Annotated in this window: 16 protein-coding genes; 6 read left to right on the top strand and 10 right to left on the bottom strand. The window is 68.6% G+C overall.

Going from position 1 to position 14,987, the window contains the following annotated elements; all coding sequences use genetic code 11:
- The first annotated feature begins 75 nt into the window (after positions 1-75).
- Positions 76-1,548, top strand: coding sequence for a M20/M25/M40 family metallo-hydrolase (locus tag LPH33_RS19300; protein ID WP_229565479.1), 1,473 nt, complete (start codon positions 76-78; stop codon positions 1,546-1,548).
- 12 nt (positions 1,549-1,560) lie between these two features.
- Here the strand turns inward: LPH33_RS19300 and thiD are convergent, their stop codons facing one another.
- Positions 1,561-2,406, bottom strand: coding sequence for a bifunctional hydroxymethylpyrimidine kinase/phosphomethylpyrimidine kinase (thiD, locus tag LPH33_RS19295; RefSeq protein ID WP_060650573.1), 846 nt, complete (start codon positions 2,404-2,406; stop codon positions 1,561-1,563).
- A 158-nt stretch (positions 2,407-2,564) separates the two neighbouring features.
- Here thiD and LPH33_RS19290 point away from each other — a divergent pair, with 158 nt between their 5' ends.
- Positions 2,565-2,993 carry a GNAT family N-acetyltransferase gene (locus LPH33_RS19290; protein WP_229565477.1) on the top strand — a complete coding sequence of 143 codons (429 nt, stop codon included), beginning with the start codon at positions 2,565-2,567 and terminating at the stop codon, positions 2,991-2,993.
- Between the two features lie 70 nt (positions 2,994-3,063).
- Here LPH33_RS19290 and LPH33_RS19285 read toward each other — a convergent pair whose 3' ends face one another.
- Genes LPH33_RS19285 through LPH33_RS19275 form a run of 3 tightly spaced genes read right to left on the bottom strand, consistent with a single transcriptional unit; the run spans position 3,064 to position 5,473 of the window.
- Positions 3,064-3,867, bottom strand: coding sequence for an exodeoxyribonuclease III (locus LPH33_RS19285; RefSeq protein ID WP_120280159.1), 804 nt, complete (start codon positions 3,865-3,867; stop codon positions 3,064-3,066).
- An 18-nt stretch (positions 3,868-3,885) separates the two neighbouring features.
- A complete protein-coding gene (locus tag LPH33_RS19280) occupies positions 3,886-4,851 on the bottom strand; it encodes a GNAT family N-acetyltransferase (RefSeq protein ID WP_060650576.1) in 966 nt (321 codons plus the stop codon).
- Positions 4,852-4,873: 22 nt separating this feature from the next.
- Positions 4,874-5,473 carry a peptide deformylase gene (locus tag LPH33_RS19275; RefSeq protein ID WP_229565475.1) on the bottom strand — a complete coding sequence of 200 codons (600 nt, stop codon included), beginning with the start codon at positions 5,471-5,473 and terminating at the stop codon, positions 4,874-4,876.
- Positions 5,474-5,605: 132 nt separating this feature from the next.
- Between LPH33_RS19275 and LPH33_RS19270 the strand changes: the two genes are divergently transcribed.
- The 4 genes from LPH33_RS19270 to LPH33_RS19255 all read left to right on the top strand — a co-directional run bounded on the left by LPH33_RS19270 (position 5,606) and on the right by LPH33_RS19255 (position 8,649).
- Positions 5,606-5,956, top strand: a complete 351-nt coding sequence (locus LPH33_RS19270; protein WP_016691601.1) for a DUF3263 domain-containing protein — start codon at positions 5,606-5,608, stop codon at positions 5,954-5,956.
- A gap of 77 nt (positions 5,957-6,033) precedes the next feature.
- Entirely contained in the window at positions 6,034-6,681 is a 648-nt protein-coding gene (locus tag LPH33_RS19265) for a LytR C-terminal domain-containing protein (protein ID WP_229565474.1), read from the top strand.
- A gap of 91 nt (positions 6,682-6,772) precedes the next feature.
- A complete protein-coding gene (locus LPH33_RS19260) occupies positions 6,773-7,426 on the top strand; it encodes a superoxide dismutase family protein (RefSeq protein ID WP_229565472.1) in 654 nt (217 codons plus the stop codon).
- A 101-nt stretch (positions 7,427-7,527) separates the two neighbouring features.
- Positions 7,528-8,649, top strand: a complete 1,122-nt coding sequence (locus LPH33_RS19255; protein ID WP_229565470.1) for a glutamate--cysteine ligase — start codon at positions 7,528-7,530, stop codon at positions 8,647-8,649.
- 40 nt (positions 8,650-8,689) lie between these two features.
- On the opposite strand, the gene mnhG is transcribed toward LPH33_RS19255, so the two are convergent.
- The 6 genes from mnhG to LPH33_RS19225 are packed head-to-tail and all read right to left on the bottom strand — an operon-like array spanning position 8,690 to position 14,942.
- Positions 8,690-9,019, bottom strand: a complete 330-nt coding sequence (gene mnhG / locus LPH33_RS19250; protein WP_060650581.1) for a monovalent cation/H(+) antiporter subunit G — start codon at positions 9,017-9,019, stop codon at positions 8,690-8,692.
- Positions 9,016-9,276 carry a monovalent cation/H+ antiporter complex subunit F gene (locus LPH33_RS19245; RefSeq protein ID WP_060650582.1) on the bottom strand — a complete coding sequence of 87 codons (261 nt, stop codon included), beginning with the start codon at positions 9,274-9,276 and terminating at the stop codon, positions 9,016-9,018. The genes mnhG and LPH33_RS19245 overlap by 4 nt, the downstream gene beginning before the upstream one ends.
- Positions 9,273-9,821 carry a Na+/H+ antiporter subunit E gene (locus tag LPH33_RS19240; RefSeq protein ID WP_060650583.1) on the bottom strand — a complete coding sequence of 183 codons (549 nt, stop codon included), beginning with the start codon at positions 9,819-9,821 and terminating at the stop codon, positions 9,273-9,275. The genes LPH33_RS19245 and LPH33_RS19240 overlap by 4 nt, the downstream gene beginning before the upstream one ends.
- Positions 9,821-11,410 carry a Na+/H+ antiporter subunit D gene (locus LPH33_RS19235; RefSeq protein ID WP_229565469.1) on the bottom strand — a complete coding sequence of 530 codons (1,590 nt, stop codon included), beginning with the start codon at positions 11,408-11,410 and terminating at the stop codon, positions 9,821-9,823. Before LPH33_RS19235 ends, LPH33_RS19240 begins: the two co-directional genes overlap by 1 nt.
- Positions 11,407-12,108: a Na(+)/H(+) antiporter subunit C gene (locus LPH33_RS19230; RefSeq protein WP_229565467.1), complete on the bottom strand. Its 702-nt coding sequence runs from the start codon at positions 12,106-12,108 to the stop codon at positions 11,407-11,409. Before LPH33_RS19230 ends, LPH33_RS19235 begins: the two co-directional genes overlap by 4 nt.
- Positions 12,105-14,942, bottom strand: a complete 2,838-nt coding sequence (locus LPH33_RS19225) for a Na+/H+ antiporter subunit A (protein WP_229565466.1) — start codon at positions 14,940-14,942, stop codon at positions 12,105-12,107. The genes LPH33_RS19230 and LPH33_RS19225 overlap by 4 nt, the downstream gene beginning before the upstream one ends.
- Between the last annotated feature and the right edge of the window lie 45 nt (positions 14,943-14,987).

Here is a 14,987-nt window from a genome sequence, read left to right as displayed (position 1 = left end):
CCGCAGGTTCTGCCTCCGCACACTGCGCCGCACGGTTTCCCCGTGCGGCGCAGTGCTTTTTTGTACGCTCGGTCGATGGCGCGGGCGCAGACGAGATACGGCATGCGGGGAGCGGCGCTGATCGCCGCCGGTGTACTGCTGACGGCGGGATGCTCGGAGGCGGAGGTGGAGGCGCCGCCCGTCGATCCGGCGGCGCTCGCCGACGCCGTGCAGCTCGATGCCGTCATGACGCACCTGACGGAACTCGAACGGATCGCCGGCGAGAACGACGGAAACCGTTCGCTCGGGACCCCCGGCTACGACGCGAGCGTCGACTACGTCGCCGGAGCCCTGCGCGACGCCGGATTCGACGTGCAGACACCGGAGTTCGACACGACCCTGTTCGCCGTCGAGAACGAGCAGCTCACCGTCGACGGGGAGCCGATGGGCGTGAGCGCACTCGGCATGTCGCCGTCGACGGGACCGGAGGGGCTCACCGCGCGCGTCGTGCGCATCGCCCCCGACGACACCCCCGGTTGCGAGGCAACCGACTACGACGGCATCGACGCGACCGGCGCGGTGGTGATCGTCGATCGCGGCGTGTGCACCTTCGCCGTCAAGGAGCAGGTCGCCGCCGAACGGGGAGCGGCCGCGCTGCTCGTCGCCAACAACGAGGACGGCCCGCTCGCCGCCGCCGGTCTGGGGGCGGAATCGAACCCCCGCATCCCGGTCGGTGGGGTGGCCGGGGCCGACGCCGAGCGTCTGTCCGCCGCGACCACCGTGACGGTGACGCTCCAGACCCGTACCGAGGACCGGAAGTCGCGCAACGTGATCGCGCAGACGCGCACCGGTTCGACCGACGACGTGGTCGTCGTCGGCGCGCACCTCGACAGCGTCCCCGAAGGACCGGGGATCAACGACAACGGAACCGGTGTCGCCGCCGTCCTCGAGACCGCGCTGCAACTCGGCAGCGAGCCGGGCGTGACCAACGCCGTGCGGTTCGCGTTCTGGGGCGCCGAGGAGGTCGGACTGGTCGGCTCCACGAGATACGTCGAGTCGCTGTCCGACGAGGAGCGACTCGACATCGCCCTGTACCTGAACTTCGACATGCTCGGCTCGCCCAACGCCGGATATCTGGTGTTCGACGGCGACGACTCCGACGCCGTCGGTGAAGGACCCGGACCGGAGGGCTCGGCGGGTATCGAACGGACCTTCGCGCAATTCTTCGACGAACGCGGAATCGAGGTCGGCGGAACAGATTTCGACGGCCGATCCGATTACGGTCCGTTCGTCGCCTTCGGCATCCCCGCGGGCGGGGTGTTCACCGGCGCCGACGACGTCAAGACCCCCGAACAGGCCGACCTGTGGGGTGGCACCGCCGACCAGCCCTTCGACCCGAACTACCACACCCCCGAGGACACCCTGGCCGGCATCGACCGCGACGCGTTCGGCGCGGCGGCCGCCGCCGTCGCCTACGGCACGGCCGTCTACGCGAATTCCATCGACGGACCCGACGGGGTGCCCACCGGCGACCAGCGGGCCGAGGTGCGCGCCGAGTTCACCGAGTGAGGACGGGCGCGGTCAGCGCTCGTGCAGTCGCCACAACGGGTTGACCGGGCCGTGGCCGTGACCGAGGTCGTAGGACCACTCGAGGCACTTCGTGATCCATTCCTTCGCGAACTCGACGGCCTCGGGCACCGACCGGCCGTGCGCGAGGGCCGACGCGATCGCGGCCGCGAGCGTGTCGCCGCCGCCGTGGTCGTTGCCGGTCTCGATGCGCGGCGTGCTGAACTCGAGGAAACGGTCGCCGTCGAACAGCAGGTCGGTGCTCTTCTCCGAGCTGCGCAGGTGGCCACCCTTGACGATCACCCACTGGGCGCCGAGCGCATGGAGCGCTTCGGCGGCGCGCCGTGCCGACGCGTCGTCGACGACGTCGATGCTCGTAATCAGCCGTACCTCGTCGAGATTCGGGGTGACGACGGTGGAGAGGGGGATGAGCACCCCGCGGATCGCGTCGAGTGCGTCGGAGTGCAACAGCGGGTCGCCGTGCATCGACGCGCAGACCGGGTCGACGACGAGCGGCACCTCCATGTCGCGGCCGATGCCCACCTCGCAGCACACTTGCGCGACGGCCTCGATGATCTGCGTGGAGGCGAGCATGCCCGTCTTCGCTGCGGAGACTCCGATGTCCTCGACCACGCACCGCACCTGGTCGGCCACGGTCTCGGCGGGGATCTCGTGGAACCCGCGGACGCCGACGGAGTTCTGGACGGTCACGGCGGCCACCGCGACGCACGCGTGCACACCGCACATCGCCATCGTGCGGGAATCGGCCTGGATGCCGGCTCCGCCCCCGGAGTCGGTGCCGGCGATGGTGAGGGCTCGAACCGGGGTCTCGCCTCGAGGCGACAAGGGCAGAAGGTCCACGCGGACACCCTACCCAGGGTGTGTTCGATCACGGCCGGGCGGCGCTGAGGCCGGTGCATCGTCCGAAACACGACAGCGTTGCCGACGGTGGCCGTCTCGTTGCTCTATAGTGGCATAGGTCACAGTTCCATCACGCAACACCCCTATTGGAGGCGCTCATGAACACGAGTTCGCCGGACCTCGCCGTGTCGGACAACGCCGACCAGAACCGGTTCGAACTGCGCCTCAACGGCGATCTCGTCGGCATCCTGGGGTACTACGACTTCGAACGCGCTCCGGCGCCGAACCCGCCGGTCGTCGACTTCATGCACACCGTGATCGTCGAGGATTTCGGCCATCGGGGTCTCGCGGCCGTCCTCGTCGGTGGTTCGCTCGATCTCGCGCGCAGCCGAGGCTGGCGGGTGCGGCCGGTGTGCACCTATGTGCAGCGATTCCTGTCGGCGCACGAGAACTACCGCGACGTCGTCGTGGCTCTCGAGCCGCCGCGCACGGAACCCAAGCGCACGGAAACTCAGCGCACGGAACCCCAGCGCAAGGAGAATCGGCGCAGGCAACCGCAGCGTAAGGTGCCCGCCCGCAAGGCCTGACGCCTTCGCGGGCGGTTCACCCGGCCCGGAATCCGCTCAGCGGTCGAATCCACTCAGCGGTCGAATCCACTCAGAGGTCGAGGTCGACGATGACCGGTGCGTGGTCGCTCGCGCCCTTGCCCTTGCGTTCGTTGCGGTCGATCTCGGCGCCCGTCACCCGTGCCGCGAAGGCCGGCGACCCGAGCACGAAGTCGATCCGCATGCCCTGCTTCTTGGGGAAGCGCAGCTGGGTGTAGTCCCAGTAGGTGTAGACCCCGGGGCCGGGCGCGTACGGACGGACCACATCGGTGTAGCCGACCTCGGCGAACGCGTGGAAGGCGTCGCGCTCGGGCTGCGAGGTGTGCGTCTTGCCCTCGAAGAAGGCCGGATCCCACACGTCGTCGTCGGTGGGGGCGACGTTCCAGTCGCCGACCAGCGCGATGGGCTGCTCGGGCGCTGCGGTGGCCCAGGCGTGCGCGTCGGCGCGCAGCTTGGCGAGCCAGTCGAGTTTGTAGGTGTAGTGCGGGTCGTTGAGGTCGCGACCGTTGGGGACGTACAGGCTCCACACGCGCACACCCGCGCACGTCGCCCCGATCGCCCGCGCCTCGAGCGCCGGATCGACCTCCGGGTCCTTGGAGAAACCGGGCTGGTCCTCGAAGCCGATCTGCACGTCGTCGAGGCCCACGCGCGACGCGATGGCCACACCGTTCCACTGGCTCAGTCCGACGTGCGCGACGCGGTAACCGAGTTCCTCGAAGCGTTCGTACGGGAACTGCTCGTCCTTGCACTTGGTTTCCTGCATCGCGAGCACATCCGTGTCGGTTCGCTGCAACCAGTCGAGGATGCGGTCGGTACGAGCACGGACGGAGTTCACATTCCAGGTAGCAAGGCGCACACGCCCACTGTAGGCGACCTATCCGACGGGTTCGGAGGCGTACCGGTAGCGGTGGTGGTCGACGAAGCCGAGTTCGCGATACAGGGCGCGCGCCGCGGTGTTCGACTCCTCGACCTGCAGATATGCGTGGGTCGCGCCTTGCTCGCGTGCCCATCGCAGCAGGGCACCGCACACGAGTGTGCCGAGTCCGCGGCGCCGGTGCTCGGGAGCGACCTCGACGGTCGACAGACCCACCCAGCGGCGTCCGTCCGGCGCATCGGTGATCGCCGCGCGGCAGATCGCCAGGGGCGGCTGCCCCGGTGCACCGATGCGGCCGAACCCGAGGATCCCCGCGGCCACCGAGCCGAGCACGTCCTGCGCGAGCAACGGGTCGGCGTCGGCGCGGTGGAGCGACATCCAGTCGGCGTCCGGCCGGTCGGTGATCGTGACCGGGGCGGGCTCCGGCGGTAACGGCACGTTCGCGAGATCGGCGCCCATCACGAGCACCGGCTCCGAGGTCGGCCACCCCTCGGGGATCCGGGCGAGTCGATCGGGCACCAGCAGCCGCAGCGGCAGTCCGCGCGCTGCGAACCATTCACGGAGCCGGGCGCGGACGGCCGGATCGGCGGGGTCGGCCACGGTGCCGCGTTCGCCCAGCGGCGTCGCCGAATTGGCGCGCCGCGTGAAACCGTGCCCGGCGCGCACGAGCCAGCCGTCCACCCAGGCCGATTCGAGACCGGGCCACCCCGCGGCGGCGGCGTGCTCGAGCGCGCGGATCTCCGAGACGCGGATCGGCCGCGCCGCGATCGGCTTGAGCGCGACGACCGAGGTGGGGGCCACCTGGACGACGCGACCGTCGGCGGTGCGCACCGCGACCACCGGTTCGACGGAGACGAGTTCACCGATGACGTCGGTCATCGGATGGCTGTAGCCGGCGGGCAGGCGGTACCGCAGCACCACCCGGGTGCCGAGGGGTACGGATGGGGCCGGACGGTCGGTCGTCATCGACGGTTCGTCGGTCGCCTCGTCACTCGTCCTCGTCGTCGTGGCCGAACGGGTCCTCCACCGAACCGGGGAGCCAGGTCAGCCCCGGGACACCCCAGCCGGCGCGCTTGATGGTCTTCTTCGCGGCGCGGGCGTTGCGTCCGATCAGGACGTCGACGTACAGGAAGCCGTCGAGGTGCCCGACCTCGTGCTGCAGCATGCGAGCGAAGAATCCGTGGCCCTCGATCTCGACGGGCTCACCGTTCTCGTCGGTACCGGTGACCTTCGCCCAGTCGGCGCGACCGGTGGGGAAGTTCTCGCCGGGCACGGACAGGCAGCCCTCGAGATCGTCCTCGGGGTCGGGCATCGTCTCGGGGATCTCGGAGGTCTCGAGGATCGGGTTGACGACGACGCCACGCCGGCGCGCGACCTTGCCGGACTCGTCGCGGTCGGGGCAGTCGTAGACGAACAGTCGCTTGTCGACACCGACCTGGTTGGCGGCGAGGCCGACGCCGTTGGCCGCGTCCATCGTCTCGAACATGTCGGCGATCAGCTGAGCGAGTTCGGCGGGTGACTCGGTCACCGGCCGGGTCGGGTTGTGCAGGACGGGGTCGCCGACGATGACGATGGGAAGAATGGCCATGGTGACACAGGATAATGGGATCGACTCGCAGCGTTCTCGAACCGGTATGTGTCCCCACCCCGTGATTGAATGACTTCCGCCGAGACGCAAGGACTCTTCGTCACGGTGTGATCCAGTCAGTCGAGGAGGGAAATGGACGGCGCAGCAGCGCACGGCAACGACCGGTCCGATCTCGTGTCCCCGCAGGGCGACGGCGCATCCGCGCAGGAGCCCACCGGCGACGAGGCGAACGGCCTGAGCCGTCGCGATCTCGACATCCTGGCGTTCGAACGGCAGTGGTGGAAGTACGCCGGTGCCAAGGAGGACGCCATCAAGGAACTCTTCGGTCTCTCCGCCACCCGCTACTACCAGGTGCTCAACGCTCTGGTGGATCGTCCCGAGGCGCTCGCCGCCGATCCGATGCTGGTCAAGCGGCTGCGGCGGTTGCGTGCGAGCCGTCAGAAGGCCCGCGCGGCCCGCCGGCTCGGTTTCGACACCCGCTAGACGGGCGGCTTCCGGGCCGGATACTGCGATGTCGACACGCGCGGCCGGTCGGCAGCGCTGCGTGTGCTCGGGCAACTATGGTCGAGGTCGTGAGCAGAACCCCCGAGATCCCCAGCCGCGCGCCCGCACCCTCGGGACCGCCTCTGCGTGCGTTCGCGATGGTCCTGATCTCCTTGGGCATCCTGTTCGCCGGTCTGGGTTTCGCCTCGCTCGGTGATTCCGACGACGAACCGGCTCCCGCGGCGGCACCCACGACGACGACCGCCGCGGCGCCGGCCGCACCGTCCACGCGCTCGGCCGCGGTGCCCTCCGCGCCCGCGCCTGCTGCCGCGAACGGTGGCACGTCTGCCTCCGGAACAGGCGCGACCACCACCACCGCGGCCGCGACCTCGGTTCCCTCCCTGCCCGTGGCGAGCGGAACCTCGTTCGCCTCCGACACCTCGGCCGCCGCGACGGCACCGGTCCGCGTGTTCAACAACTCCGAGATCGCGGGCCTGGCCGCGCAGACCGCCACCTACCTCGAGGACGAGGGCTTCACCATCACCGAGACCGGCAACTACAGCGAGGGCCTGCTGCCGCAGACCTCGGTGTTCTACGGGACGTCGCCCGGTGAGCAGCAGACCGCGACGGCCGTCGCGGAATCGCTCGGGGTCACCGCGCAACCGCGCTTCGAAGGCATCCGCAATGCCGCCCCCGGAGTGATCGTCATCGTCACTTCGCCGTAGCGCCGAAACCGTGTCGGTCCGCCACCGGGTGGGTGCCGGAGACGCCCGGTTATGATCGGGTGACTTTTCGGCACTTCGAAGGAGCGGTTTGATGGTCTCCAGTTCCACCCGTCGCATGTCCTGGCGTGCTCTGGCCCCGATCGTCGCGATCGCCGCGGTGGGCCTGACTGCGTGCTCGAACAGCGAGGAGGCGAGCACCGAGCCGGGGACGACGCCGCCGGTGTGGACGGGATCCGCCGCGCCCGCTTCCGAGGCCCACGGCGACGACCACGGCACCGAGGGTGGAAGCGAGGGCGGAAGCGAGTCGCACGCCGGTGGCTCCGCCTCCGCTGCTGCGCTCACCGCCGAGCTCACCACGGTCGACGGCCAGTCGGCCGGCACCGTGTCGTTCGCCGAGAACGGCGGCAACGTCGAGGTGACCGTCGACGTCGAGGGTCTCGAGCCCGGCTACCACGGTGTCCACATCCACGAGTTCGGCCGTTGCGAGGCCGAGTCCACCGCTCCGGACGGCGGTGAGCCCGGCGCGTTCCTGTCCGCAGGCGCTCACCTGCAGGCCGGCGGCAACACCTCCGTCCCGGAGAGCGGCGACCTGGTCTCGCTCGTCGTCCGTGAGGACGGCACCGCCACCGCCACCGTCACCACCTCGGCCTTCGGCCTCGAGGACCTCGAGGGTGAGGACGGCGCTTCGGTGGTCGTGCACCAGGACAACCTCGGCGCACGCCTCGCGTGCGGCGTCATCGAGTGACCGGAGCCCGAATCTCCTGAGACTCGATCTCGCAGGTAATTCCTGACACAGGGCCCCGCAGACGGACATCCGTCGGCGGGGCCCTGTGGTTGGATCGAGACGTGGCAGTCGCGTTTCCGGGATCACCTCGTCCCACGATCGGCGTGGAATGGGAGATCGCTCTGGTGGACAAGACCACCCGCGATCTCTCGAACAGCGCGGCGGTCGTCTTCGACAGGGTGAAGGAGATCGCGGGGGAGACCCCGCGGTTGACCAAGGAGTTCCTGCGGAACACCGTCGAACTCGTCACCGGAGTGCACGACACGGTCGCCGAGGCGGTCGACGACCTGTCCGAGTCGCTGTCGCTGCTGCGACGTGCCGCCGACCCGAACGGCGTGGACCTGATGTGCGCCGGTACCCACCCGTTCGCGCAGTGGACGGACCAGACCGTCACGCCCTCCCCGGACTACGACGAGATGATCAACCGCACCCGCTGGTGGGGACGGCAGATGCTCATCTGGGGAGTGCACGTCCATGTGGGGGTCTCCTCCGCGGAGAAGGTCATCCCGATCCTCAATGCCATGCTCGTGAAGTATCCCCACATGCTCGCGTTGTCGGCCTCGTCGCCGATCTGGGCGGGCTATGACACGGGCTACGCGAGCAACCGGGCGCTGATGTTCCAGCAGCTGCCGACCGCCGGCCTGCCCTACCATTTCGCCGACTGGCCGCAGTACGCGGAATTCATCGGTGATCAGCTCAAGTCCGGCGTCATCAGCCACCCCGGCGGCATGCACTGGGACATCCGGCCGGCACCGAAATGGGGGACCCTCGAGGTCCGGGTCTTCGACGGCATCACCAACCGCGCCGAACTGGCCGCCCTCGTCGCGTTCGTGCATTCGCTCGTCGTCTACTTCGACGAATGTCTCGAACGGGGCGAGGAACTGCCCGTGCTGCAGCCGTGGCACGTCAAGGAGAACAAGTGGCGTGCGGCGCGCTACGGACTCGAGGCGGAGGTCATCCTCGACCCGGTGTGCACCGAGCGGCTGGTCACCGACGACCTGAACGATCTGCTCGAACAGATCATGCCCACCGCGGTGCGGCTCGGTTGCGCCGACGAACTCTCACAGGTCGCGGACATTCCGGTGCGGGGAGCGTCCTATCAGCGTCAGCGCCGGCTCGCGGAACGGACGGACGGCGATCTCGTCGCGGTGGTGGACTCGCTCGTGCAGGAACTGAAGGAGTGATAGGCCGAGGACGTCCCGGCCGTCAGCTCCTCGTCACCTGTCACGCACCGCCGGGAGCGTCCTCGTCGAGCAGGCCGTCGCGACCGAGCTGCTCCCGGTAGGCGATGCGGCCGACCCGGTGGGCGATCACGGGGGCGGTGAGCACCATGAACATACCCGCCAGGGCCATCATCCAGATGTCGATCGAACTACGCAGGATGATCATGGAGCCGCCCAGCACGAACAACAGACCCACCACCTGGGGTTTGGTGGCGGGGTGCATGCGCGACAGGGTGTCGCGGAAACGCACCACGCCGATCGCGGCGGTCAGCGAGATGACCGCCCCGATGAGGATCAGGAGGTGGGCGAAGGTGTCGATGATCGTCGTCATCCTTCGTCACGCACCCGGAATCGAGCCACGGACACCGACCCGATGAAGCCGACCAGGGCGAGGGCCACCGTGGCCGGCAGCACCGACGTGTCACGTGTGTACACCGCCCAGATCGCGATGCCGCAGATGCCGAGCGCGAGCAGGGCGTCGACGCCGACGAGCCGGTCGAGGGAGTTGGGGCCCGCGATCACGCGGTAGGTGATCAGGACCGCGGAGACGAACAGCAGTGCCCCCGCGATCGCCAGTGTCACGGTCACGTCAGTTCCTCCGTTCCGCTGCGCCAGGGGCTGGCCTGCCATTCCGACTCGCGTTCGAACGTCTGGATGAGGAGGCGCTCGATGAGGCGGGCGGAACGGTAGAAGTCGGCCACGGCCTTGTCGGTACTCACGTCGAGGACGTGCACGTACATGATCCGCCGCACCTGGTCGATCTCGAGCACCATGGTGCCCGGGATGTTGTTCATGATGTCCGTCCACAGTGTCAGCACCAGGTCGGACTTGATGGTGAGCCGGCAGCGCAGCACGCCGGTGACCGGCGGCGGGGACGGCCGGATCGCGAGCCACCCCACGTTGATCGTCGAGCGGATGGTCTCGCCGAAGATCACCGCGCCGAGTCGCATCGCGGACCACACGTGCACGCGACCCTCGACGGGCACACGCGGCAGCGGTAGCACGAACATGATGACGAGCGAAACGACCACACCGCCGAGGATGTTGGCGATGCTGAAGGTGCCCCACAGCAGCACCCAGACCAGGGTCGTCCATCCCAGAACGAACAGCCGCAGGACGTTGGCGCGTTTCATCATTCCTGCTCACCCCCCAGCACGGCCTCGATGTACACCGTGCGGTCGAGCAGGTTCTCGGCGGCACGGTTGCTGATGTCGAGCAGGGGACCGGCGAAGACGGTCAACGACACACCGATCGCGACGAGCCAGATCGTGGGGACGAGCATCGCGGCCGGCATCCGGCCGACATCCGGGCGTTCCTCGAAGGAGATGTCGGTGGCGGATTCGTCGATCAGCGCCGAGGGGCCGATGTCGGCGAGATCGCCCTCGGGAGCGTCGGCACGTGCCCGCCAGAACGCCTTCGTCCAGATACGCGCGACGACGTACAGCGTCAGGAGGCTGGTCAGGACACCACCGGCGACGAGGACCCAGGCGAGGACCGAACCGTCCTCCGCGCCGGCCTGCAGTAGGGCGACCTTCCCGATGAACCCGGAGAACGGCGGGATACCACCCAGGTTGAGCGCCGGGATGAGGAACAGGACCGCCAGCAGCGGGGACATCAGCGCGAGGCTGCCGAGGCGTCGCAGCGATGCCGACCCGGCCTGGCGTTCGATGAGACCCACTACGAGGAACAGGGTGGTCTGCACGAGGATGTGGTGGCCGACGTAGTAGACGGCGCCCGCGAGACCGGTCTGCGACGACAGGGCGACGCCGAAGATCATGTAGCCGATGTGGCTGACGAGCGTGAACGACAGCAGACGTTTGATGTCGTTCTGCGCGATCGCGCCGAGGATGCCGACGATCATCGTGAGCAGGCCCGCGACGAGCAGGACGTCGTCGAGTTCGCCGCCCGGGAACAGCAGAGTGTGCGCCCGGATGATCGCGTACACACCGACCTTGGTCAGCAGGCCGGCGAAGACGGCCGTGACCGGTGCGGGTGCGGTGGGGTAGGAGTCGGGAAGCCACGACGACAGCGGGAAGACCGCGGCCTTGATACCGAAGGCGACGAGCAGCACACCGAAGATCGCGGCCCGGGTGCCCGGTGAGATCTCGTCCATCCGCAGTGCCATCTGGGCGAGGTTCAGGGTGCCCGTGGCGGCGTAGGCGAAGGCGATGCCTACGAGGAAGACCAGCGAGGACACCATCGAGACCATGACGTACGAGACGCCCGCGCGGACGCGGTCGGCGCTCGCACCCAGGGTCAGCAGGACGAACGAGGCGGCGAGCAGCACTTCGAAGCCGACGAAGAGGTTGAACAGGTCGCCGGCGAGGAAGGCGATGTTGACGCCCGCGGTGAGCGCGAGATAGGTCGGCAGGAAGATCGAGACGGGTTGTTGCTCGTTGCCGTCGTGGATACCCTGACCGACCGCGTACAGCATCACCGACAGCAGCACGATCGCCGAGACGACCAGCATCAACGCCGACAATCGATCGACGACCAACGAGATGCCGATCGGCGCCTCCCACCCGCCGATCTGCAGTACCGCGATGCCGTCGGCGTCGGCGTAGTACAACAGCGCCACACATACGACGAGCGAGGCGACCAGCGCGAAGACGGTGATCCATCGCTGAACGCGCGGACGGCGGCCGACGATCAGGGTCGCGGCTGCGGCGAGCAACGGGATGAGGACGGGGAGGGGAACGAGGTTCGCGACGCTCAGGTTCATCGGCGATCCTCCTTCCCGTTCTTCTCGTCGTCTCCGGTCCGCTCGCCCTCGGCAGGGTCGGGGGCCTCGGGGTCGGGGTCGTCCGCGCGGACGGCCTCGTCGACCTCACCGGCAGGGCCGGACTCGTCCGTCCCGCCCTGGTTCTGCGTGTAGGCCGAGTCGGTCGGGTCGTCGAAGTCGCCGTCGTGCAGGTCCTCGTACGCCTCGAGGTCCTCGATGTTCTTGAGCTGATCGAGCGGGATGGGATTGCCCTCGGCGTCGAAGGCGTCGCCGCTCTTGCTCGGGATACCGGTGAGCGGGTCGTCGGACCGGTCGCGCGACGGCAGGTCGGCGAGACTGCGTCGCTGCGACACGAGGGTGTCCTCGGGATCGTTCTCGATCTCGTCCCGTGCACGGTAGGTGTAGGAGCGGTAGGTCAGGGCCAGCACGAACGCCGCCACACCCATCGTGATGACGATCGCGGTGAGGATCATCGCCTGGGCGAGGGGGTCGGCCATGTCCGGCTCGACGTCGCTCTCCACACCGACGATCGGGGCGTGGCCCGCGGGACCGCCGAGGGTGAGCAGCAACAGGTTGATGCCGTTGCCGGCCAGCAACAGGCCCAGCAGCATCTTGATGATGCTGCGTTCGAGCAGCAGGTACACACCGGATGCGACGAGCACGCCGACGATGGCGAGGAGCGTGATGTTCGCGGTCATCGGCTCTCACCCACGGTCTCGGCGTCGAGGCGAGCGCCGAGGCTGCGCAGCACGTCCAGGATCAGGCCGACGACGATGAGGTACACACCCAGGTCGAAGAACAGTGCGGTCACGAGCTTGATATCGCCGAGCAGCGGAAGCGTGAGTTCGAGGGTCGCCGACGACAGTGCCGGAGCGCCGAGGAACATCGACACCAGTGCGGTGCCCGCCGCGAAGGTGAGTCCGAGGCCGAGGATCTTGCCGGCGTCGATGGGAACCGCCTCTCCGAGCTCGTAGCGTCCGCCGGCCAGGTACCTCAGCACGAGCGCGAGACCGGCGACGAGACCGCCCGCGAACCCGCCACCGGGAGCGTTGTGCCCGGAGAAGAAGAAGTACACCGACAGGATCATCATGGTGGGGAAGACCAGCCGGGTGGTGACCTCGAGGACCAGCGAACGGTAGCGCGGATCGATGAGATCGCCGCCGAGCAGCCAGGTCGTCTCGTTGCTGGCGGACACCGCGTCGAGCTGCGCCGCAGGTGCATCCGCCACACGCGGGGCGGTACCGAAGCGGCGGGTGCGGAAGACCAGGCTGGCCACGCCGGTCGCAGCGACCAGCAGTACCGAGATCTCGCCCATCGTGTCCCAGGCGCGGATGTCGACGAGCAGGACGTTGACGATGTTCTTGCCGTCACCGCCGTAGTAGGCGGCGTCGGGCAGCAGCAGCGAGATCGGATCGGTAGTGCGTGCCGCGACGGCGTAGGCGCCGATCCCGGCGACCACCGCGCCCACGGCGATGCCGAGCATCGCGCGGGCGAACTTGCTGCCCATCACCGCGGCCGGGTCGGTCTCGGCGGGCAGCTTGCGCAGGACCAGCACGAACATCACGAGGGTGACGGTCTCGACGAGGAACTGGGTGAGCGCGAGGTCGGGAGCTCCCTGGAGGGCGAACAGCACCCCGAGCCCGTAACCGGTCACGCCCACGACCAACACTGCGCCGAGACGGTTGCGCAGGACCGTCGCGGTGATCGCGGCGGCCATCATGATCAACCCCACCCCGAGCTGCCAGATCGAGTCCCACGCGCGCGTCGACGGCATCGTGCTCAGCCCGAAGAAGAACATCAGCACCGTCGGGAGCGCCACCAGGGTGATGAGGATGGTCGCCTGGGTCAGGGGGAGCGAACCGCGCTGCAGGAAGGCGGTCAGGCGCAGGGACAGGGTGTCCATGCCCTGGAGGGTCGCGTCGTACATCCGGTCGGCATTTCCGAGCGGCGGGTGCTCGAAGCGCAGACGCGCGATGGTGCGGTGCGCGAGGAACAGGACCGTGCCGCCCACGATCACCACGCCGGTCAGACCCAGCGGCAAGGAGAATCCGTGCCACAACGCCAGGTGGTAGGGCTTGTCGAGTTCGGTGGGCAGCTCGTCGGCGTAGGGGGTGATCAGATGGTCGATCCACGAGCTCGCGAAGCCCGCGGCGAGACCGGCGAACGCGAGGACGCTCGGGGCGGTGAGCAGCAGCGGGCCGGGCGCGTGCAGGTTCTGCACCGCGGGGCTCGGACGTTTGAGCTGCTTACGACCGAAGGCCCCCCAGATGAACCGGATGCTGTAGGCGAGGGTGAGGATCGAGCCCACCACGATGCCCGCAGTCATGGCGATCCGCGCCCATTCGGGGAGCACCTCGGCCACTAGCGACGACTCGAGCGCGGCTTCCTTCGCGACGAAACCGATGAACGGCGGCAGACCGGCCATGCTCGCCGCCGCAAGTATCGCGATCACCATCAGGTAGGGGGCGGCAGAGCCGAGATGCGCGAGTTTGCGGATGTCGCGGGTGCCGGTGGAGTGGTCGATGATGCCGACCACCATGAACAGGCATGCCTTGAACAGGGCGTGGGCGATCACCATCGCCAGGCCCGCCAGGGCCGCTTCCCGGCTGCCCGTACCCACCAGCGCAGTGAGAAAGCCGAGCTGGCTGACGGTGCCGAAGGCCAGGATGAGCTTGAGGTCGAAGGCGCGGAACGCTCGCCAGCCGGCGAGGATCATCGACGCGAGACCGAGACCGATGACGATCGGCCGCCACGCGGCGCTGTCCGCGAAGCCGGGTGCGAGCCGGGCCACGAGGTAGATGCCGGCTTTGACCATCGCCGCGGCGTGAAGATATCCGGACACCGGGGTGGGGGCGGCCATCGCGCCGGGCAGCCAGAAGTGCAGCGGGACCACGGCGGACTTCGACAGTGCGCCGACGAGCACGAGCACCACGGCGACGCCGGCGAGCCATCCGTGAGGTGCCGCCGCGACGACGTCGGACAGGTTGTAGCTGCCGACCATCTCGCCGAGGATGATGATGCCGACCAGCATCGCCAGACCACCGGCCGTGGTGACGAGCAGGGCCTGGGTGGCGGCACGGCGACTCGAGGCGCGTTCGGCGTAATGCCCGACGAGCAGGAACGACAGGACGGTCGTCAGTTCCCAGAAGGTGTAGAGCAGCAACATGTTGTCGCTGACCACCAGACCGAACATGGCGCCGGCGAAGGCGACCATCTCGGCGGCGAACAAGCCCAGGCGGGGCTCGTCGTCCTCGAAATAGCGCGAGCAGTAGAGCAGGATCAACGAGCCGATGCCCAAAACGAGCACGCACATGATTGCCGCGAGCGTGTCGAAGCGCAGATCGAAATTCATCGACAGCGTCGAGGCCCACGCGATCTGCAGTTTCTGATCGGTTCCCCAGTTGGTGACGACCCAGCCGAGACTCGCGAGGGGCACCACCGCGAGCGGCAGGAATGCATTTCTCCCCATGACTCGGACCAGAAGCGGCGCCAGAAGGGCAGCGACCGCATGGGCAACGAGTATGGCGATCAAAAGGCACTCCGTCGGGGTCGGGCCTGTCGGCGGGGTGAAACTGAC

It is taken from the genome of Rhodococcus sp. RDE2, assembly GCF_020885655.1.
Taxonomy (GTDB): Bacteria; Actinomycetota; Actinomycetes; order Mycobacteriales; family Mycobacteriaceae; genus Rhodococcus; species Rhodococcus pyridinivorans.
Note: the sequence above shows the minus strand (reverse complement) of the source record. Positions and strands in the feature narration are given on the sequence as shown.